Annotated in this window: 16 protein-coding genes; 8 read left to right on the forward strand and 8 right to left on the reverse strand. The window is 70.2% G+C overall.

Going from position 1 to position 18,478, the window contains the following annotated elements; translation table 11 throughout:
* Positions 1–38: 38 nt before the first annotated feature.
* The 4 genes from ABZU75_RS04070 to ABZU75_RS04085 all read right to left on the reverse strand — a co-directional run bounded on the left by ABZU75_RS04070 (position 39) and on the right by ABZU75_RS04085 (position 4,643).
* A complete protein-coding gene (locus ABZU75_RS04070) occupies positions 39–1,697 on the reverse strand; it encodes a thiamine pyrophosphate-binding protein (RefSeq protein ID WP_355549275.1) in 1,659 nt (552 codons plus the stop codon).
* Complete coding sequence (locus ABZU75_RS04075; protein ID WP_355549277.1) at positions 1,694–2,467, reverse strand: cyclase family protein; 774 nt, start codon at positions 2,465–2,467, stop codon at positions 1,694–1,696. The genes ABZU75_RS04070 and ABZU75_RS04075 overlap by 4 nt, the downstream gene beginning before the upstream one ends.
* A gap of 225 nt (positions 2,468–2,692) precedes the next feature.
* The gene (locus ABZU75_RS04080) at positions 2,693–3,055 is read right to left on the reverse strand and encodes a hypothetical protein (RefSeq protein ID WP_350922516.1); all 363 of its coding nucleotides are present in this window, start codon (positions 3,053–3,055) and stop codon (positions 2,693–2,695) included.
* Positions 3,056–3,314: 259 nt separating this feature from the next.
* The gene (locus tag ABZU75_RS04085; protein ID WP_355549280.1) at positions 3,315–4,643 is read right to left on the reverse strand and encodes a hypothetical protein; all 1,329 of its coding nucleotides are present in this window, start codon (positions 4,641–4,643) and stop codon (positions 3,315–3,317) included.
* A gap of 213 nt (positions 4,644–4,856) precedes the next feature.
* Here ABZU75_RS04085 and ABZU75_RS04090 point away from each other — a divergent pair, with 213 nt between their 5' ends.
* Positions 4,857–5,252 carry a hypothetical protein gene (locus ABZU75_RS04090; protein WP_355549282.1) on the forward strand — a complete coding sequence of 132 codons (396 nt, stop codon included), beginning with the start codon at positions 4,857–4,859 and terminating at the stop codon, positions 5,250–5,252.
* Between the two features lie 519 nt (positions 5,253–5,771).
* Here the strand turns inward: ABZU75_RS04090 and ABZU75_RS04095 are convergent.
* Together ABZU75_RS04095 and ABZU75_RS04100 are read right to left on the reverse strand one after the other, a co-directional pair.
* A complete protein-coding gene (locus ABZU75_RS04095) occupies positions 5,772–5,930 on the reverse strand; it encodes a hypothetical protein (protein ID WP_355549284.1) in 159 nt (52 codons plus the stop codon).
* A gap of 89 nt (positions 5,931–6,019) precedes the next feature.
* Positions 6,020–6,274, reverse strand: coding sequence for a Smr/MutS family protein (locus ABZU75_RS04100; protein WP_030919034.1), 255 nt, complete (start codon positions 6,272–6,274; stop codon positions 6,020–6,022).
* 404 nt (positions 6,275–6,678) lie between these two features.
* Between ABZU75_RS04100 and ABZU75_RS04105 the strand changes: the two genes are divergently transcribed.
* Entirely contained in the window at positions 6,679–9,987 is a 3,309-nt protein-coding gene (locus ABZU75_RS04105) for a S8 family serine peptidase (protein ID WP_355549286.1), read from the forward strand.
* An 83-nt stretch (positions 9,988–10,070) separates the two neighbouring features.
* On the opposite strand, the gene ABZU75_RS04110 is transcribed toward ABZU75_RS04105, so the two are convergent.
* Together ABZU75_RS04110 and ABZU75_RS04115 are read right to left on the reverse strand one after the other, a co-directional pair.
* Positions 10,071–10,499, reverse strand: coding sequence for a CBS domain-containing protein (locus tag ABZU75_RS04110; protein ID WP_350922535.1), 429 nt, complete (start codon positions 10,497–10,499; stop codon positions 10,071–10,073).
* Positions 10,500–10,593: 94 nt separating this feature from the next.
* Positions 10,594–11,793 (reverse strand): helix-turn-helix domain-containing protein, encoded by a 1,200-nt coding sequence (locus ABZU75_RS04115; RefSeq protein ID WP_355549289.1) that lies wholly within the window; start codon positions 11,791–11,793, stop codon positions 10,594–10,596.
* 184 nt (positions 11,794–11,977) lie between these two features.
* Between ABZU75_RS04115 and ABZU75_RS04120 the strand changes: the two genes are divergently transcribed.
* The 6 genes from ABZU75_RS04120 (at position 11,978) to ABZU75_RS04145 (ending at position 18,427) form a co-directional block, all read left to right on the forward strand.
* Positions 11,978–12,802 carry an ABC transporter ATP-binding protein gene (locus ABZU75_RS04120; RefSeq protein WP_355549291.1) on the forward strand — a complete coding sequence of 275 codons (825 nt, stop codon included), beginning with the start codon at positions 11,978–11,980 and terminating at the stop codon, positions 12,800–12,802.
* Complete coding sequence (locus tag ABZU75_RS04125; protein WP_355549293.1) at positions 12,799–13,623, forward strand: ABC transporter ATP-binding protein; 825 nt, start codon at positions 12,799–12,801, stop codon at positions 13,621–13,623. The genes ABZU75_RS04120 and ABZU75_RS04125 overlap by 4 nt, the downstream gene beginning before the upstream one ends.
* Positions 13,620–14,510, forward strand: a complete 891-nt coding sequence (locus ABZU75_RS04130; RefSeq protein WP_355549295.1) for a branched-chain amino acid ABC transporter permease — start codon at positions 13,620–13,622, stop codon at positions 14,508–14,510. Before ABZU75_RS04125 ends, ABZU75_RS04130 begins: the two co-directional genes overlap by 4 nt.
* The gene (locus ABZU75_RS04135) at positions 14,503–15,621 is read left to right on the forward strand and encodes a branched-chain amino acid ABC transporter permease (RefSeq protein ID WP_355549297.1); all 1,119 of its coding nucleotides are present in this window, start codon (positions 14,503–14,505) and stop codon (positions 15,619–15,621) included. The genes ABZU75_RS04130 and ABZU75_RS04135 overlap by 8 nt, the downstream gene beginning before the upstream one ends.
* Before the next feature lies 1 nt (position 15,622).
* On the forward strand, positions 15,623–16,897 hold the full coding sequence (locus ABZU75_RS04140; protein ID WP_355549299.1) for an ABC transporter substrate-binding protein: 1,275 nt from the start codon (positions 15,623–15,625) through the stop codon (positions 16,895–16,897).
* A 105-nt stretch (positions 16,898–17,002) separates the two neighbouring features.
* Positions 17,003–18,427, forward strand: coding sequence for an aminopeptidase P family protein (locus ABZU75_RS04145; protein ID WP_355549301.1), 1,425 nt, complete (start codon positions 17,003–17,005; stop codon positions 18,425–18,427).
* Positions 18,428–18,478 lie beyond the last annotated feature (51 nt).

Genomic DNA, 18,478 nt, shown 5'->3' on the forward strand with positions numbered 1-18,478 from the left:
TACCTCAGCCGCTCCCCCCTCCCACACCCGCGAAAGGCTCAGTGTCCCCGGAACGCCTCCTCCAGCCACCACGAGCCCCGCGCACGGCTGACGTGGGCGTGGATCAGCAGGGGCCGTTCCCTGGCTCCGCCCAGCCAGCGGGCCACCTCCGCGAGATCGGACCTGTCCCTTACCGTGACGGCCTCGCAGCCGAAGCCGCGGGCGATGGCGGCGATGTCCGTGGGCGGGAAGGTCACCGTGTCCAGAGGGTGGCCGTCCGGGCCGAAGTGGTGCACCTCGGCGCCGTAGCCGTCGTCGTCGTACACGACGATCACCATCGGAAGACCGAGCCGCACGACGGTCTCCAGTTCGGCGACGCCCATCAGCGCGCCGCCGTCGCCCAGCGCGGCCACCGGGAGCCTGTCCGGCTGGGCCAGGGCGGCACCGATCGCGGTGGCCAGGCCGAGACCGACCGACTGGAACGCCTGCGTGAAGCAGAAACCCCGCTCGTCGGGAACGTCGAGGAACATCGATGGATATCCCATGAAATTTCCGGAGTCGATGGAGAGGACGCGTTCCGCGGGGAGCAGGTCGTCCAGTTCGATCGTCAACGTCCTGGGGTCGATGCGGCCGTCACCGCTCTCATCGGTGTAGGGCACGTCCCGCCAGCGGTTCTCCCCGGCGATCCTGGTGGCCAGTGCCGCCGAGCGGTAACCGGTTCTCGTGTCGTCGCCGAGCAGCCGGGTGACCTCCCGCGCGGTGCGGGCGACGTCACCTGTCACGCCGAGGTGGACCGGGCGGTGGGTGCCGAGCGCGGCGGCCTCCAGGTCGACCTGGACGACCGTGGTGTCGCGGCCGATCAGCGTGCCGTGGCGCATCGTCCACATGTTGAGCGCGCACCCCCAGCCCACGAGCACGTCGGCGTCACGGATGAGCTCGGCGGTGAGCGGCGAGGCGAAACCACCGCTGACGTCCAGGTCCCACCGGCTGCCCCGGAAGAGTCCCCTGGCCACGGCGGAGGTGGCCAGCAGCGCTCCGGCCCGCTCGGCGAGTTCCTCAAGTTCGCGCCGCGCCTCGCGGGCACCACGCCCGGCCACGAAGACGGGGCGGCGTGCCGCCGCGAGGATCTCCGCCAGCCGGGCGGCCTCCCCGGCCTCCGGTACGCCCCTCGGACCGTTCCCGCCCGAGGCCCCCGTACCCGAGGCCCCCGCAACCGAGGCTCCCGGCACGTCCGGGACGTGTCGCCCCTGGACCTCCAGCGGGAGGTTGAGCAGGACCGTGCGGCGGCCTTCGCCGGCGACGCGGAACGCCTCGGCGGTGTCGGTGGCGGCGGTCTCCGCCGAGGAGATCCGCAGCGGGACGGCACCCACCGCCTCCGCCAGCGCGGCCTGGTCGACGAAGAAGTTGGAGCGGGGCTCCGTCGCCTCTCCCGCCAGCACGATGAGCGGGGTACGGCTCTTGGCGGCCTCGGCGATGCCGGTCATCGCGTTGGTGAGCCCCGGCCCCTGGTGGACGCTGAGCACGCCGACCCTGCCGCTGAGACGCGCGTAGGCGTCGGCCATGGTCGCCGCGCCGCCCTCGTGGCGCGCGGCGACGTAACGCGCGCCGTGCGCGACCAGGGCATTGGTCACGTGGAAATTGCCGCTGCCCACCACCCCGAAGGCGGTGTCCACACCGAGCGAGGCGAGGATGTGGCCCACGGCCTCGGCGACGTTCACCTCTCGACCAGTGCCAGCACCCGCAGCGGGCTGCCGGAGCCTCCCACGATGGGCAGCGGCGACGCGACGACCACCGCGCCGGTCACCGGGAGCCGGTCGAGGTTGCGCAGCTGGGTCAGCCCGTACTTCCCCGCGCCCAGTAGGAAGGAGTGGCACGGGAAGGCCGGGTCGAAGCCGTGCGCGGCGCCGGCGTCCGTGCCCACGGTCTCCACGCCCAGCCCGGCGATCGAGGTCTCCTCGGCCAGCCAGCGGGCGCACTCGACCGAGACTCCGGGCGTGTGCGGGCCCGTCTCGTTCGCGTTCAGGAAGTGCTCCTGGTCGTGGGAGCGGGCGTCCCAGCCCGTGCGGTAGAGCAGCCATCCGCCCTCGGGCAACGGCCCGTTGGCCTCCTCCCACGCCTTGACGTGCGCGATCTCCAGCAGGAAGTCCGCGTCTCCGGCCGCCTCCGCGGCGAAGTCGAGGACCACTGCCGGGGCGATCAGCCGGTCGACCGGAACCTGCGAGACGTCCTCGCCGTCCTTTCCGGTGACCCAGTGCACGGGGGCGTCGAAATGAGTGCCGGTGTGCTCTCCCGTCACGATGTCGTTCCAGTACCAGGCGGGGCCGCGGTCGTCGTAGCGGCTGATCTCCTTGAGCGTGAACGGGACGGTGTTGCCGAACGGCTCCGGCAGCCGCAGGATCGGCGTCTCCGACGACAGCGGCGCCGTCAGGTCGATCACCTCGATCCCGCCGTTCCGGATGCTCTCCACCAGGTTTCGCAACACCGACATGACGCCTCCAACACGGGATGAGATCTGGGCAGATCCTCCTACAGCGCCGCCACCCGCCGCCACCTCCCCCGGCGCGTGACCTCGCCGCGGCCCGCCGCGGGACGCCCTCGTGAGAAACCACGCCCGTTCGCACGGCTTGCCTGGACTCCGTGAGGGTCCCGGTAAGCCGTGCGACCGGGCTCCGCGTGAGGGACCGGTGTCCGTACGGGCATGCGCGAAGCGGGACTAGCGCGTGGCCAGCAGACCCTCCAGGAGGCCGATGACCGCCTGGATCGGCGGGGGCGTGGTCCCGAACTCCACATCGGTCCCGCTGACGGAGTCCATCACGGTGACCGAGTTGGGCGGCAGGCCCCAGCGCTCGCCGCCGTCGTGGCCGACGCCGACCTCGATGCCGGCGAAGGTGACGTACTCCCAGTTCTTGAGGTCCCTCCTGAGTGCCTCGTGGCCCTGCGCGGTCGCCCACTTGGCGACGGCCGCGAGGATGTCACCGAGGGTGTTCTCGCGCTCCTTCAGATCGCCGGACTGGAGTTCCTCGATCAGACGGTCCAGCTCGGCACGCTGGGCGAGAAGTGCCTTGATATCGCTCATGAGGGGCCTTTCGAAGAAGGTGAGGGTACGCGGATGACAGCGCTGAACTCGTCGGAACATCGTTCAAGCCGGAATCGGGCCCCCGCTCGGGCACCCCGCCGCGATCCGCGCCCTGCCGAAGGCTCCACCGATCGCCGGAGAGGACATCGCTGTCATGCGTCACATAATGGTGCCGCACCCACCCGCTCGCCGTCGATCCATCAATATGGGCTTTTAACAGTCCAAAAACACCAAGACGGAGCCGTTCTCGGAAAACGCGTCAGGGGACGGCGTCGTAGGCGTCGGCGGTGAGGCCGAGATACCCCTCGCGGCTCAGCGTCCGGGCCTCGAAACCGAGGCCGTGCCGCGTGGCGAAGCGGTGCGCGTCCTCCGGTGACCAGGGTCCGGGCAGGTGACGGAGGATCCGGCCGCTGCCGCCCGTCACGAAGAGTCCGGCCAGGTTCCCATGGCGGTAGGTCATCAGGCCGGCCGCGCATCCCGCGTCCGGCCCGATCGCGATGTCGTCGGGAACCATCCGCGGGCCGAGCCAGACGCGCAACGTACTCTTGCGCCAGACGGAGAGGTACGGTCCGCCGGGTGGCCCGAGCGCGCTGCCGCGCCGGATCCGCCGGCCGTGCCACGCCTGGCGCGCGGGGTTCAGGACGACGAGCAGGGGAGCGAAGAAGACCGCCAGCCACTTGGCGTCCAGGATGTCCAGCAGCGCCCTTCCCAGCGCGGACAGCCCCCGCCACGCGAACCAGCCGCTCGCCGAGACGATGTAGGCCATCGCCAACAGGCCCGCCACCCCGGCACAGACCGTGGCGACCGTCCTCGCCCTGGACGCTCTGGAGAGCGCCTGCCCGGTGAGGCGCGTCCAGCCGGGAGCTCGCCTGCCCAAGGTGGCACGCACCGCCCGGGGCGGTGCGATCAGGGCGTCGCGCACGGGCACCCCCCTCCCCGCCGCGAAGATGGCCACGTCCGGTGGCGTCCACTCGCCGGGCAGGTCGGCGAGCACCAGCCCGTCGGCGTCGAGCACGGCGAGGCCGGTGAGGAAACGCGACTCCTTCTTACCCGAGTTCTTGCCCGAGACGAGGACGGAGCGCTCGTACCGGTAGTGGTACAGGGCAGCGGGCGCGAGCCGCATCGAACGCCCGGAGATCGAATCCGTCGCGACCAGTGTCCGGTCGTCCCAGGTGAGGCCGGTCGCCGGAGCGGGCGTGCCCTCCAGCGCCCCGCCATACGGCAGAAGCTCGGTCGGCGCCTCTTCGGCGAGGTTGGCGGGGAGCCCTTCGTGCGCCGTGGTGTACCACTGCCGCGCCCGGTTCCCGAACGCGGCATACGCCTCCTGCTCCGTGGCGTACCGCCGGTACTCGGAGGCCAGCCCGGCAGCGGCGGCGAACGTCTGTACCTGGTGGCGGGACCTGAACCCCGGGGAGTCGAGCATGACCCTCCCGCCCTCGTCCAGGACCGCGAGACCGTAGACGATCCTGTTCCCGGAGGGGCGACCGTACAGGACGAGCCTCGTCGCACGCTCCTTGCCGCTGAGCGGCAGTCGCACACGGTATCGGCCGGAGACGTCGACGACCAGAGACCCGCGGTCGATCGACAACTCGCACCCTCCCCCGGTAAGTGACGGCCTCGTGTCGATCGTTACCCCCTCCTGCCCGCCAAATGAACCCCTTTTCCCCGGATATGACGAATAAAGTGAGCATAAAGTTCGAAGCCGGAGGCGCTGCCCTGGACGGCCCACAGGCGGCCCGGCGTTTCAAGAAAGCCACCTCTACATGCTCCATATCGGCCGTGGAGCAACACCTTGCGAGACATGTTCGTGATCAAGGTGCGACAGGAGCCCGCGACCTTGAAGGCATTGATCACGAAGGGGAAGCGAACGGGGCGCACCTACTCAGGCACGATCAGCTTCGGCGCACTGGAGAAGGTCTCCCCCTGGTTGCGGAACGCCGGACCGATCAGGCTGTCCAAGGAGGAGAAGGCCGCAGTGCTGCGCTTCACGCTCACTCTGGGCACCAACGGGCTCCCCCAGCGGTTGGTCACCGTTTATCCGCAGAGGACCCATGGCGGGACGGAACCGGGGAGGGAGGACAGGCGGCTCAGCGTGGAGACCCGTTACACCGGATGGGGAAGCCGGGTGACAGTCAAGGCGCCCCCGGCGAGCGAAGTGGCGATCCTGAAAGAGCGCAAATCGGCCGGCCAGGACTAGAGCCGGGGGCTTGCATCCGCCGGGCCAGGATCACCGATGATGTGAGAGGGCCGGCATCCGGAGCCGGTTCGCCCCCAACTCAAACGGCCCTCCCTGAGGTCTCCGGGCTACCGATCCGATGACGAACGATCAGTCCTGTTCGTCAGATCGAGGTTAAAACCCGTGAAAGCACTCGCGAGAAGACGCACCATCGAGCCGCAATATGGAGAACCGGTAGCTCCTCGCCTTCGGCGATCCATGCTCACCTTGAGGTGCTCTCCCCACCCGACGGATTCGTGAGGAGCCACCCACAGTGAAAATCCGCAGACTCCACACCACGGCCGTACTCGCGGCAGCGGTGAGCATCAGCGCCCTGGTCGGCGCCGCACCCGCTTCCGCCGCCACTCAAACCAACGCCTCTGAGCGCTGGGAGGTTGTTTTCGGCCCTTACCCCACCTTGGAGGAGTGTCTGGCGGAGCGAGAGATCGTCCTCACGTACGGTGACCCGACCGGCCCCTGCTTGGGCTCCCCCTCATTCGGCTACCGCTTCAAGGTGTACATCACCTGAGAGACCCCGACGATCCGGCAAGCCTCTTGGCTGCTGAAACCTTGATCCATGAGCCGGAAGTATTCCTCCCGCTCACGGGTCGGCTTCATGCGCCCCTGAGGTGACCAGATCTTGCGGATCTCGAAGTCCATCGCACTCCCCGAGCCGGGGTGTTGCGACGACCGCTAGAAGGAAAGAGGGGATCTAGGGGAGGTATCCGCGGGTCGGAGACCTACCCCTCTTACTTGTAGCGGAAGTAGACGAAGAGACGGCCGTGGTTCTTGGCGTCCTTGTCGATGCGGTGGTAGAGGGCCTTGATCTCCTTCTGCTCCAGGAAGCGCAGGACCTTCTTCTTGAGCTGGCCCGAGCCCTTGCCGGGGATGATCTCGACCTCGGTGGCCTTCTTCCTGATGGCCTCGTCGATGATGCCCCGCAGTGCCTTGTCGATCTCCCCGCCCCGGTTGTAGATGGGGTGTAGATCAAGCTTGAGCTTCAACCGGGCCTCCCGCGTGTCATCTGGGGTCAGTCTACGCACGGTGGACCGTCGTGCCCTTCCGCCGGCCACAAGTGCCTCGGGGACGGAGAGCGGCCGAGCCGCGGCTCCGCGATAACCAGAACACCCGGTGCAGTCTGCAATGAAATTTGACCAATTCCAATCATGATTGTGTCAATTTCATGATCTAGGCAAATAAATGGTCTCTAGTTAGGCTGCCAGTCATGATCGGCCGCCTTTACCGGGTGGCCGATCGCGTGTCACCCGACGGGGAGGGTCACGGCTTCCCCCGGCATGCCCTGCCCCGGGCGCACGGACGGCCCCCCTCCCTGCCACGTGAGCCGTTCATGCGTGTCGAAAGGGAGGTCTCGTTGACCAGGAAGCCCTACTTACCGAGGATCAGACGCGTGGCGGTAGTCGCCGCCGGCCTCGGGCTCGTCGCGGCGATGGCGCCGCCCGCGAGTGCGGATCCCACCCCCACCCCCGCGCCGTCCGCCAAATGGACGGCGACCCCACTGACCGGGGGTGAGCCGGTCCAGGGCGCGAAGTCCCCCACCGGCAAGCTCGCCCGCAGTGACGAAGGGCTGCTGAAGTCGACCTCGGGCACCACGGTCAGCGTGATGGTCAAGCTCGACTACGACTCCTTCGCCGCCTATCAGGGCGGCCTCGAAGGGCTTCCCGCGACGAGCCCGGCCAAGACCGGGAAGGCTCTTGACATAAAGAGCGGCGACGCGAAGAAATACCAGAAACACATCGAGGACGTCGAGAACACCTTCCTCGCCGAACTGGCCAGAAGCGTGCCGGGCGCCACGGCGGGCCAGAAGCTGCGGACCGTCTACGGCGGCATCGCGCTGCGCATCCCCGCCAACAAGGCGGCCGCGGTGCTGAAGCTGCCCGGGGTGGCCGCCGTCCAGGAGGACAAGCCCGAGCAGCTGCTGACCGACTCCAGCCCCGAGTTCATCGGGGCGCCCGCGATCTACAACAAGCTGGGCGGTAGCTCCTCCTCCGGTAAGGGCGTCGTCGTCGGCATCCTCGACTCCGGTGTCTGGCCCGAGCACCCCCAGTTCGCCGACCCGGGTACGCTGCCCGCCGTACCGGCGACCAGGGACGGCATCCCGCGCGTCTGCAACTTCGGCGACAACCCGCTGACCCCGGCGGCCGACCCGTTCGTCTGCAACCGGAAGCTCATCGGCGGTGCCCCGTTCCTCGACACCTACAACGCGGTCTACCCCGGCGAGTACTTCCCGACCAGCGCCCGTGACTCCAACGGTCACGGCACCCACACGGCGACCACCTCGGCCGGCGGTCCGGTCGCCGACGCCAACCCGCTCGGCATCAGCCGCGGCCCGATTCACGGCATCGCCCCGGCGGCGCACGTGTCGATCTACAAGGTCTGCGGCGTCGAGGGCTGCTTCCCCTCCGACTCCGCCCAGGCGGTCGGCCGGGCCATCCTCGACGGCGTCCGCGTGATCAACTTCTCGATCTCGGGCGGCACCTCCCCCTACAGCGACCCGGTGGAGCTGGCCTTCCTCGACGCCTACGCGGCCGGCGTGCTCGTCTCGGCCTCGGCGGGCAACGCGGGTCCCGGCGCGGCGACGGTCAACCACGTCTCCCCGTGGGTGACCACGGTGGCGGCCTCCACCCAGCCCAGGACCTTCCAGTCGACGATCACGCTGTCCGGTTCCGGCGGCGCGACGGCCACGCTGAAGGGCGCCTCCATCACGGGGGGCGTGCCCTCCGCGCTGCCGGTGGTACGGGCCTCGGCGCCGCCGTACTCCAACGCTCTGTGCACCACGCCCGCGCCCCCGGGCCTGTTCGTCGGGAAGATCGTCGCCTGTGAGCGCGGTCCCAACCGGGTCCTGAAGAGCTTCAGCGTCAGGCAGGGCGGCGCAGCCGGGATGATCCTGTACAACTCCAGCCCGCTCGACGTGATGACCGACAACCACTGGCTCCCCACGGTTCACATCGACAAGCCCGATACGGACGCGCTGCTGACGTTCCTGTCGGCCAACCCCGGCGCGACCGCCTCGTTCACCCAGGGCACCAAGGCCACCTGGCAGAGCGACAGGATCACCACGTTCTCCTCGCGCGGCCCCGGCGGCGACTTCCTCAAGCCTGACGTCACCGCCCCCGGCCTGCACATCGTGGCCGGACAGACGCCGGTGCTGGAAGGTCCGGCCGGTGGCCCGCCGAACAACCTGTACCAGGTTATCGCGGGCACGTCGATGTCGTCGCCGCATGTCGCGGGCTCCGCGGCCCTGGTGTTCGCGCTGCACCCGGACTGGACCCCCGGCCAGGTGAAGTCCGCACTGGAGACAACGGCCAAGACCTCGGTCACCAAGCAGGACGGCGTCACCCCGGCCGACCCGTTCGACACCGGCGGCGGGCGCATCGACCTGACCAAGGCCGGTGACCCCGGCCTGACCCTGGACGAGACGGGCGCGAACTTCCTGGCCGCGGCCGACGACCCGCTGAACCGCATCGACCTGAACCTGCCGTCGGTGAACGCCCCGATCATGCCGGGTCTCATCACCGCCAAGCGGACGGTCACCAACGTTACGGACAAGACGCTCACCTTCGCCGCCACCGGCACGACCGTGGCCGGCGCCAACATCTCGGTGCTACCGCCGCTGTTCACCGTGAAGGCGGGCAAGACCGCCAAGTTCAGCGTGGTGATCACCGCGCCCGACCTGCCCGAGGGGCAGTACTTCGGCCAGGTGAACCTCAAGCAGGTGGGCGGCTCGCGCAACCTGCACCTGCCGGTCGCGTTCGTCCGCAAGCAGGGCGCCGTCCCGGTGGAGCAGACCTGCGCCCCGGCCACCATCCCGCGTAACACCGGCGAGTCCACCTGCACCGTCACCGTGCGGAACGACACGCTCCAGGACGCCGAGGTCACCGCGGTCAGCACGCTGGACAGCAAGCTGCGCCTGAACTCGGTGACCGGCGCCACCAAGGTCGGTTCCCAGATCGCGACGGCGAAGACCACCCTCGCGGCCAGGCAGCCGGACAGGCCGGGCATCGCCCCGGGCATCGGGCCGGCCCCGTACCTGCCGCTTGACGCCTTCGGCATCGCACCGACACCGATCGGCGACGAGCAGGCGATCAACTTCACGGTCCCCGCGTTCCAGTACGCGGGCAAGACCTACACCAGGATCGGCATCGTCTCCAACGGCTACACGATCGCCGGAGGAAGCTCGGGGTCGACGGACATCTCGTTCGAACCGCAGACCCTGCCCGACCCCTCGACCCCGAACAACGTGCTCGCCCCCTACTGGACCGACCTGGACGGCACCGGCGCGCCGGGCGTCTACGCCGGGACGCTGACCGACGGCGTCAGCGACTGGCTCGTCATCGAGTGGCGGGTCAACCTCTACGGCACGACCGCCACCAAGGTGTTCCAGCAGTGGATCGGGCTGAACGGGACCGAGGACATCACCTACACCTACGACCCGGGCAACCTGCCCGGCGACCCCCCGGCGGGCTACGGCCTGACCGTGGGAGCGGAGAACGGTGACGGCACCGCGGGCGGCCAGATCACCGGCCCGCCGACCGAGGACCTCCGGGTGACCAGCACGCCCGGCGCCCCGGGTGGCAGCCTGAACTACACGATGAAGATCAAGGGTGTCAGCGCCGGGACCGGGAAGGTGACGACGGGAACGTCGACACCGCAGGTCAAGGGCGTGACCATCGAGGTGGACAAGATAGTCGTCCAGTAGCGGGAGGGGATATCGGACCGATGGGCCCGGCGCGACGCGCCGGGCCCATCGGGTCTTCACCGGGAACTTCGGGGAACGGGCACTCAGCGGTGGAGGTAGTCGACCAGGTAGGCCTTCTCCGTCTCCAGCGCCTCGATGGAGCTCTTGACCACGTCGCCGATGCTCACGATCCCGGCCAGCCGGCCGGCGTCCACGACCGGCACGTGCCGGATGCGATGCGTGGTCATGGTCTGGCGGAGGTCATCGACGTCGGTGTCCGGGGGGCAGGTGCGGACCTCGGTCGTCATGATGGACGACACCGTGTCGTCCAGCACGCGCGCGCCCCGGTCGTGCAGCCGTCGTACCACGTCGCGCTCGGAGACGATGCCCTCGATGGAGGAGCCGTTCTCGGACACCACCACGGCGCCGATGTTCTTCTCGGCCAGGATGGCCAGGAGTTCGGTGACCGTCGCACCTGGGCGTACGGTCGCCACCTCTGTTCCCTTGCCTTGCAGAATCGTACCGATCAGCATTGACACCACCTCGGTTCAGCCTGGCGCAGGTATCCCTTTCCTCTGCCCAATCGGGCCTCACGCTAAGCCACCGAGACGGCAAAACGTGTGACTGTCACGTAACGGGCAGCAGCCGGACCGCGTCGAGGGCCAGGGTGAGCTCGACGATGTCGAGCGGGCGCGCCAGGGAACGGCCGGTGAGCTGCTCGATGCGGCGGATGCGGTTGAAGACCGTGTTGCGGTGGCAGTACAGCTGCCCCGCGGCGCGCATGGCCGAGCCCTCGCAGCGCAGCCACGCCTGCAGGGTGCCGAGGAGCACGTCCCTGTCCGCCTGGTCGAGAGCGAGGATGGGCCGCAGCACAGCTCCGCTGAGGTGGCCCGCGAGCTCGGGCTGGCTGACCACCAGGGCGGCGGGCAGCCTGTCCTCCAGTCTGGCGATCTCTGGGCCGTCGCCCACGCACGTCCGCAGAGCGAGCTCGGCGAGCCGCCTGGCGCGGCCCAGCTCGGCCAGTCCCTCGACGATCGGGCTGATCCCGGCGCAGCCGGTGACGTGCGGGCGCAGCTCCTCGGCCAGGTGCTCCATGTCCGCGTCGTGCAGCAGCACCACCGACACCTCGTAGTCGGGGCGCATCCGCCACAGCAACCGCATCGCGCCCAGGGCGGTCGGCCGTGGGGCGTCGTCCCCGTGGTCGTGGCGGCCCGGCAACCTGGTGATGACGACGGCGTACCGGCCCAGCTCGGGCAGGTCCAGCGCGGCGGCGGCACTGCGGACCAGGGCGGCGTCCGCCCGGTCCTCCAGGAGCGCGTCGAGCAGGGCCTGGACCCTCTCGGCTGTGCGGCCGAACATCTCGGCCTCCCGTCGTCGGTAGGCCTCGGCGGCGGCGATCGCCTGCCTGTCGATGGCGTGCCACACCTTCGTGGCGCTGCGGATCAGGACCGGCAGGCTGTCGGACTCCTCCTCGGTGACCACGTCGATGAGGCCGTCCCACATCACCTGTGCGGAGAGCCGGTAGCTGCGCAGCAGGGAGTCCATGGGCAGGCCCTGCTCCGCCCTGCGCCGGGCGGTCTTCTCGGCCTGTGGCAGGTCGCGCCGCTCGGGGCGGGGCAGCAGGATGGCGCCGATGCCGTCCCGCATCGCCTCGTAGACGCTCTGCCAGTGGTCGTCGGTGGGCACCATCCTGCGGTACGCCTCGTCGGTGTCGCGGATCCTCGCGACGAGCTCGTCGGTGAGCTCGGGAAGTCTCAGCAGCAGCCGTCGGGCGGCCAGGCGCATGATCCTGCGTACTTCGTCATCCGTAACCGGCCGGGTCCCCATCTGGGAATCGTGTCAGCAAGTCAGGCAATGGAACAAGGTTCTGTTCTGTTTCGTGATCCGGGGTTGTACTCGCGCACAACCGCGCCCCGCCCGGCATGGGCGCCCGCCCCGACTTCACCTGGCCCTCTGGACGCCGGTGAACCACCTCGGTTGGGTGCGTTCATCGGCTGTACAGGAGGAACACATGGACGTGCACGACCCTCGCCCGCCCGAAGACTCCGGGCTGGTCGTCAGGGATCTGGCGGTGAGCTACGGCCCGGTCCTGGCCCTGCGGGGTGTCTCGCTGGACGTCCCGCGCGGTTCGGTCGTCGCGGTGCTCGGCGGCAACGGCGCGGGGAAGTCCACCCTGCTGCGCGCCATATCGGGCACCCTCCGGTTCCACCGGGGCGGGATCACCGCGGGCGAGGTCACCTTCGGCGGGACGCGGCTCTCCGGCGCCACCACCTCGGCCGTCGTGGCCGGCGGCGTCGTCCAGGTACCCGAGGGCCGCCGGGTCTTCGCCCGGATGACCGTGGCGGAGAACCTGCGGGCCGGTGCACTCGGCGCGCCCGACCGGCGGTCGGCGGCCGAGGCGAGAGAGAAGGTGCTCACGCTCTTCCCCGTGCTCGCCGAGCGCGCCGGGCAGCGCGCGGGACTGCTGTCCGGGGGCGAGCAGCAGATGCTCGCCATCGGCCGCGCGCTGATGGCCAGACCGAGGATGCTCCTGCTCGACGAGCCCACCCTCGGCCTGGCGCCGATGATGGCCGCCCGGATCGCCGACACCGTTCGCGAGATCAACGCCGGGGGGACCACGGTGCTCCTGGTGGAGCAGAACGCCGCCATGGCCCTGTCCCTGGCCTCGCACGCCTACGTGCTGGAGGTCGGAGAGGTGGTCCTGTCGGGACCGGCCGCCGAACTCGCCGCGAGCGACGAGGTGCGCCGCCGCTACCTGGGCATCGAGGCCGCCCCCGCGGACGCGCCCGCGGGGGCGGCCGACGCCCGTCCCGTGCTGGCGAGGTGGTCCGCGTGAGCGGTAAGGACACCTCCGTTCCCCGGCTCGACGTGCGCGAGGTGACGGTGCGCTTCGCCGGGCTCACCGCGCTGGACGCGGTCGGCTTCACCGTCGAGCCCGGCAGTGTGCACGCTGTGATCGGGCCCAACGGGGCGGGCAAGTCGACCTGCTTCAACGTCCTGTCGGGCGTCTACCGGGCCACCTCGGGCAGCGTGCGGTTCGGCGACGCGGAACTGACCGCCCTGGCCCCGCACCGCATCGCCGCCCTGGGCGTGGCGCGCACCTTCCAGAACATCGCGCTGTCGCCGATGCTGTCGGTGCGGGACAACCTGATGCTCGGCCGCCACCGGCTGACCCGCGCCGGGTTCCTCTCCGCCGGGCTGCGGCTGCCGTCGGCCCGGCGCGAGGCCGCCGCGCACGGCGGGCGGGTGACCGAGATCGCCGCGTTCGTCGGGCTCTCCGAGCACCTGGCCACGCCCGTCGGACTCCTGTCGTACGGCGTGCAGAAGCGCGTGGAACTGGCACGGGCACTGTGCATGGAACCGCGACTGCTGCTGCTGGACGAGCCGGTCGCCGGCATGAACGGCGGCGAGCGCCGCGACATGGCCGAACTGATCGTCGCGGTACGGGAGAGCCTCGGCATCTCGATCCTGCTGGTCGAGCACGACATGGGGATGGTCATGCGGCTCGCCGACGCGGTGACGGTCCTGGACTTCGGCAGGCGCATCGCGGACGGCCCGCCCGGCGAGGTGCAGAACGATCCCGAGGTCGTCCGCGCCTATCTGGGCGCGGCGGCCGAGAGCACGACCGCGAGCGGGACCGAGGAGGTCACCTCATGATCACCTTTCTCGAACTCCTGGTGAACGGCATCTCCGTCGGAGCGGTGTACGCGCTGATCGCCCTGGGCTTCGTGATCATCTTCAAGGCGACCGAGGTGGTGAACTTCGCCCACGCCTCGCTGCTGCTGGTCGGCGGATTCGTGGTCGCGAGGCTGCACCCGCTGATCGGCTTCTGGACCGCGCTGCTGCTGGGCATCGCCGGCGCGGCGGTCGTGGGCGCCCTGATCGAATTCCTGATCATCCGCAGGGCGAATGTCATCTCGCACAGCGTCCTCGCGATCGTGACGATCGGTGTCGACATCGTGCTGACCACCGAGCTCACCAGGCAGATCGGCACCGACGTGCTCGCCCTGGGCGACCCGTGGCGCGACCGGGTGCTGCATCTGGGAGGCGTCAGCATCGCCGAGACCCGGCTTGTCGCGCTGGCCGTCGCCGCGATCCTGATCTCCGCGTTCCTGCTGGCGTTCAAGTACACGAACTGGGGTATCGCCATGCGCGCCACCGCGGAGGACACCGAGACCGCCGCGCTGATGGGCGTGCGGCGCGGGCGGGTCTCGATGGGGGCCTGGGCGGTCGCCGGGGCGCTCGCCGCCGTCGCCGCGCTCTTCCTGTGCGTCTTCCCCACACCGGGTCTGGATCGCAGCACCACCTTCGCGGCGATGAAGGCGTTCCCCGCGGCGATCCTCGGCGGCCTCGACTCCACCACCGGGGCACTGGCCGGCGGGCTGATCATCGGTGTCACCGAGGCGATGATGAGCGGCTACCAGAACGACCTGGTCTTCCTCGGCCGGGGTATCGGCGACGTCGCGCCGTTCCTCGTGATGATCGTGGTCCTGCTCATCCGCCCCGCGGGGCTGTTCGGGACGAGGGAGCTGGCACGTGTCTAAGAAGGTCATCCTCTCCTGTGTCGTGCTGGTCGCGGTGGCGGTCGCCGTACCGTTCTACCTGGAGGGCTTCTGGCTGCAGGCCGGGCTCTTCGCGATGTCGGCGGCGATCGGGGCGATCGGCCTCAACCTGCTGACCGGTGCCACCGGCCAGCTCTCCATGGGCCACGCGTTCTTCCTCGCGGTCGGCGCGTACGCCTACGTCTACTTCGCCGCCGAACCGGAGGGCGGCGCGCACGCCCTCGGCGGCCTCGGCCTGCCCACGCCGGTCGCGGCACTGCTCGCGGTGCTCACCGCGGGTGTCGCGGGTGGGGTGTTCAGCCCCATCGCGGGACGCCTGAAGGGCGCGTACCTCGGCATCGCCACCCTCGCGCTGATCTTCGTCGGCCAGCACGTGCTGTTCAACGCCGAACCCGTGACGGGCGGCTACAACGGGCGGGCGGTGCCGCCGATGGAACTGTTCGGATTCGTGTTCGCCGACTCCCCCGAACTGGTGGTCGCCCAGGTGCCGTTCGGGTCGCTGGAGCGCCTGTGGTTCCTCGGGCTGGCCGTGCTGACCTGCGCGGCGCTGTTCGCCCGCGGGGTGCTACGCGGCCGGCCGGGACGGGCCATGAACACCATCCGCGACCACGAGATCGCGGCCGGGGTGATGGGCGTGCCGGTGGCCCGCTACCGCGCCGGGGTGTTCGTGCTGTCGTCGATGTACGGAGGGCTGGCCGGGGTCCTGATCGCGCTGGTCTTCCAGCGCACCGTACCCGACTACTTCGGCCTGCTGCTCTCCCTCGACTACCTGGCGATGATCATCATCGGCGGCCTCGGCTCCGTCGCGGGCGCGGTGATCGGCGCGTTCTTCATCTCCCTGCTCCCCCAGCTGCTCAGCCGCTACAGCGACGCCCTGCCGCTGGTGGCCGAGCCCGGCTCAGCCGGGGTCTCACCCGCCGAGGCGTCCCGCATCCTGTACGGCGCCGCCGTCGTCGTCATCGTCCTCTTCCTGCCCGGCGGGCTGCTCGGCCTCGCCAGGCGCCTGCGCCTCGCCGTGACCCGGCGGCCCGCCCCGGTCCCCGCGACGAGGAAGACCCCGCTCTCCTCCACCTCCCCCGACACAAGGAACTGACATGGGAATTCCAAGAACCCCGGTCCGACGAATCGCGGTACTCGCCCTCCTGGCCCTGGCCGTCACCGCGTGCGCCAGCGAGAAGGCCACCGGGGGTGCGGCCGCCCCCTCCGCCGTCGGGGGGGACGGCGTGAAGACCGGCCCCGGCGTCACCGCCGACAAGATCACAATCGGCCTGATGACCGACCTCACCGGCCCGTACGCCTCCTTCGGCAAGAGCCTGACCCAGGCACAGCAGCTCTACTTCGAGCAGGCGAACGCGGCGGGGGGCGTGTGCGGGCGGCAGCTGGAGGCTCTGGTCCGTGACCACGGCTACGACGTGCAGAAGGCGGTCGCGGCCTACACCGAGATCTCCCCGAAGGTGGTGGCCCTCGCCCACGTCGTCGGCTCGCCCATGGTCAACGCGGTCAAGCAGCGCATCGAGGCCGACGACATGCTCACCATCCCGCAGGCGTGGGCGACCGGGCTGCTCGGCAGCAAGCCCATCCAGGTCACCGGGACGACCTACGACATCGACATGATCAACGGGGTGGACTTCCTCGCCAAGGAGAAGGGCATCAAGTCCGGCGACAAGATCGGCCACCTGTACTTCGAGGGCGACTACGGCGAGAGCGCGCTGAACGGCTCCAAGTACGCGGCGGAGAAGCTCGGCCTCAAGCTCGTGGAGCAGAAGATCAAGGCCACCGACCAGGACATGAGCGCCCAGGTCGCCGCCTTCAAGGCCGAGGGCGTCAAGGCCGTCCTGGTCTCCGTCGGCCCCAGGCAGACCGCCTCGCTCGTCGGCGTCTCGCTCGCCAAGGGCATGGACGTGCCGTTCGTCGGCAGCAACTCGGCCTACTCCCCGCAGCTGCTGCCCACCCCGGCGGGTCCCGCACTGCTGAGGGACTTCTACTACATCACCGCCGGCACCCCGATCAGCGCCGACCAGCCGGCCATGAAGAAGCTGGCCGCCGACTACGCGGCGAAGTATCCGGACGCGGCCATCGACAGCGGTGTCTCCGCCGGCTACTCGGCGGCGGCGATCGTCGTCGACGCGCTCAAGAAGGCCTGCGAGGGCAAGGACCTGACCCGGGCCGCCGTGGTCGCCGCGCACCGCGGCCAGTCGGCCTGGGGCGCGGAGTTCGGTGCCGTCATGGACTTCACCACGTTCGACAAGCCCGCCTCACTGCTGTCGTACGTCGCCAAGCCGGACAAGGACGCCCTGGGCGGCGCGGTGATCTTCAAGGAGGCCGCCACCTCCGACCTGGCCAAGACCTACCAGGTCCCGGTGGGCTGATCCGCGGTTCACGGCGGCGCCCCGCACCCCCGGCGACGAAGGTGCGGGGCCCGTCGCTCCGGGCTAGCGTGGGAGGGACCGCAGACCTTCGCGCCCGGGGACAAAATGACCCAGAAGCTCAATACCGGCAGCCACGACCTGCCGGTCTCCGACGCCCTCGCCGAGTTCATGAACACCGGCTGGGCCGACACCCACCGCGACGACCTGGCCGCGCTGCCACAGGCCGCCTACACCGCCAAGCGGCGCGCCGCGCTCGCCGCCCGCTTCCCCGGTGAGCGGCTGGTCGTCCCGTCCGGCACGCTCAAGGCGCGTAGCAACGACAGCGACTACCGGTTCCGGACGCACAGCGCGTTCGCCTACCTCACCGGTGACCAGGAACCCGACGACGTGCTGGTCGTCGAGCCCTCCGGGGAGGCCGTCCTGTTCCTGCGCCCCCGCTCGGTGCGGTCGGCGCCGGGACAGGCCGGGCAGGAGTTCTACCGCGACCGCCGCTACGGCGAGTTCTGGGTCGGCCGCCGCCCCGACCTGGCCGAGGCGGAGGCGCTGTACCAGATCGCCTGCGCGCCGATCGACAGGCTCGACGACGTGCTCGGCGGGCCCGCGCGGGTGCTGCGCGGGGTGGACGCGTCGGTGGACGGGCGAGTCGCGCCCGGCGACGGGGACGAGGAGCTGGAGGCGTTCCTGTCCGAGATGCGGCTGATCAAGGACGACTGGGAGATCGCGGAGCTGCAGTTCGCGGTGGACGCGACCACGCGCGGGTTCGAGGACGTGGTGCGGGCCCTGCCCGCCGCCCTGGGACACCGGCGCGGCGAGCGCTACCTGGAGGGGGTCTTCGGCCTCCGCTCCCGGCTGGAGGGCAACGCGGTCGGCTACGACAGCATCGCGGCCTCCGGCGCGAACGCGTGTGTGCTGCACTGGATCCGCAACGACGGGCGGCTGAACGAGAGCGAGTTGCTCCTCCTCGACGCGGGCGTGGAGACCGACCACCTCTACACCGCCGACATCACCAGGACCCTGCCGCTCTCCGGGCGCTTCGACCCGGTCCAGCGCCAGGTCTACGAGCTGGTGTACGAGGCCCAGGAGGCGGCGATCGCCGTCCTGCGGCCCGGTGCGAGCTTCCGCGACTTCCACGGTGCGGCCATGCGGGTCATCGCGGAGGGACTGCGTGACTGGGGCGTGCTGAAGATCAGCGCGGACGAGGCGATGGAGCCGGACAGCGGCCTGTACCGCCGCTACACGCTGTGCAGCAGCGGCCACATGCTCGGCATGGACGTGCACGACTGCGCCAGTGCCCGCGCGGAGGTCTATCTGGACGGTGTGCTGGAGGAGGGCCAGGTGCTGACCGTCGAACCCGGCCTCTACCTGCAGCCTGACGACCTGACGCTGCCGCCGGAGCTGCGCGGCATCGGGGTGCGCATCGAGGACGACCTCGTCATCACGGCCGACGGCGCCCGCCTCATGTCAGGCGGTCTGCCCCGCCACCCGGACGAGATCGAGAAGTGGATGGGAGGGTGTGCCGGCGCGGCCTGATGGGCTCGTAGGTGAAGCGGTTCTCGTGGGGCGCGGAGGGGCGCGTCCGCA

It is taken from the genome of Streptosporangium sp. NPDC005286, assembly GCF_040607515.1.
GTDB lineage: Bacteria > Actinomycetota > Actinomycetes > Streptosporangiales > Streptosporangiaceae > Streptosporangium.

Excerpts from the sequence above, each read along its gene's own strand:
- ABZU75_RS04075 (WP_355549277.1), bottom strand. The coding sequence starts at position 2,467 with ATGTCGGTGTTGCGAAACCTGGTGGAGAGCATCCGGAACGGCGGGATC.
- ABZU75_RS04080 (WP_350922516.1), bottom strand. The coding sequence starts at position 3,055 with ATGAGCGATATCAAGGCACTTCTCGCCCAGCGTGCCGAGCTGGACCGT.
- ABZU75_RS04090 (WP_355549282.1), top strand. The coding sequence starts at position 4,857 with ATGTTCGTGATCAAGGTGCGACAGGAGCCCGCGACCTTGAAGGCATTG.
- ABZU75_RS04095 (WP_355549284.1), bottom strand. The coding sequence starts at position 5,930 with ATGGACTTCGAGATCCGCAAGATCTGGTCACCTCAGGGGCGCATGAAG.
- ABZU75_RS04110 (WP_350922535.1), bottom strand. The coding sequence starts at position 10,499 with ATGCTGATCGGTACGATTCTGCAAGGCAAGGGAACAGAGGTGGCGACC.
- ABZU75_RS04115 (WP_355549289.1), bottom strand. The coding sequence starts at position 11,793 with ATGGGGACCCGGCCGGTTACGGATGACGAAGTACGCAGGATCATGCGC.
- ABZU75_RS04120 (WP_355549291.1), top strand. The coding sequence starts at position 11,978 with ATGGACGTGCACGACCCTCGCCCGCCCGAAGACTCCGGGCTGGTCGTC.
- ABZU75_RS04130 (WP_355549295.1), top strand. The coding sequence starts at position 13,620 with ATGATCACCTTTCTCGAACTCCTGGTGAACGGCATCTCCGTCGGAGCG.
- ABZU75_RS04140 (WP_355549299.1), top strand. The coding sequence starts at position 15,623 with ATGGGAATTCCAAGAACCCCGGTCCGACGAATCGCGGTACTCGCCCTC.
- ABZU75_RS04145 (WP_355549301.1), top strand. The coding sequence starts at position 17,003 with ATGACCCAGAAGCTCAATACCGGCAGCCACGACCTGCCGGTCTCCGAC.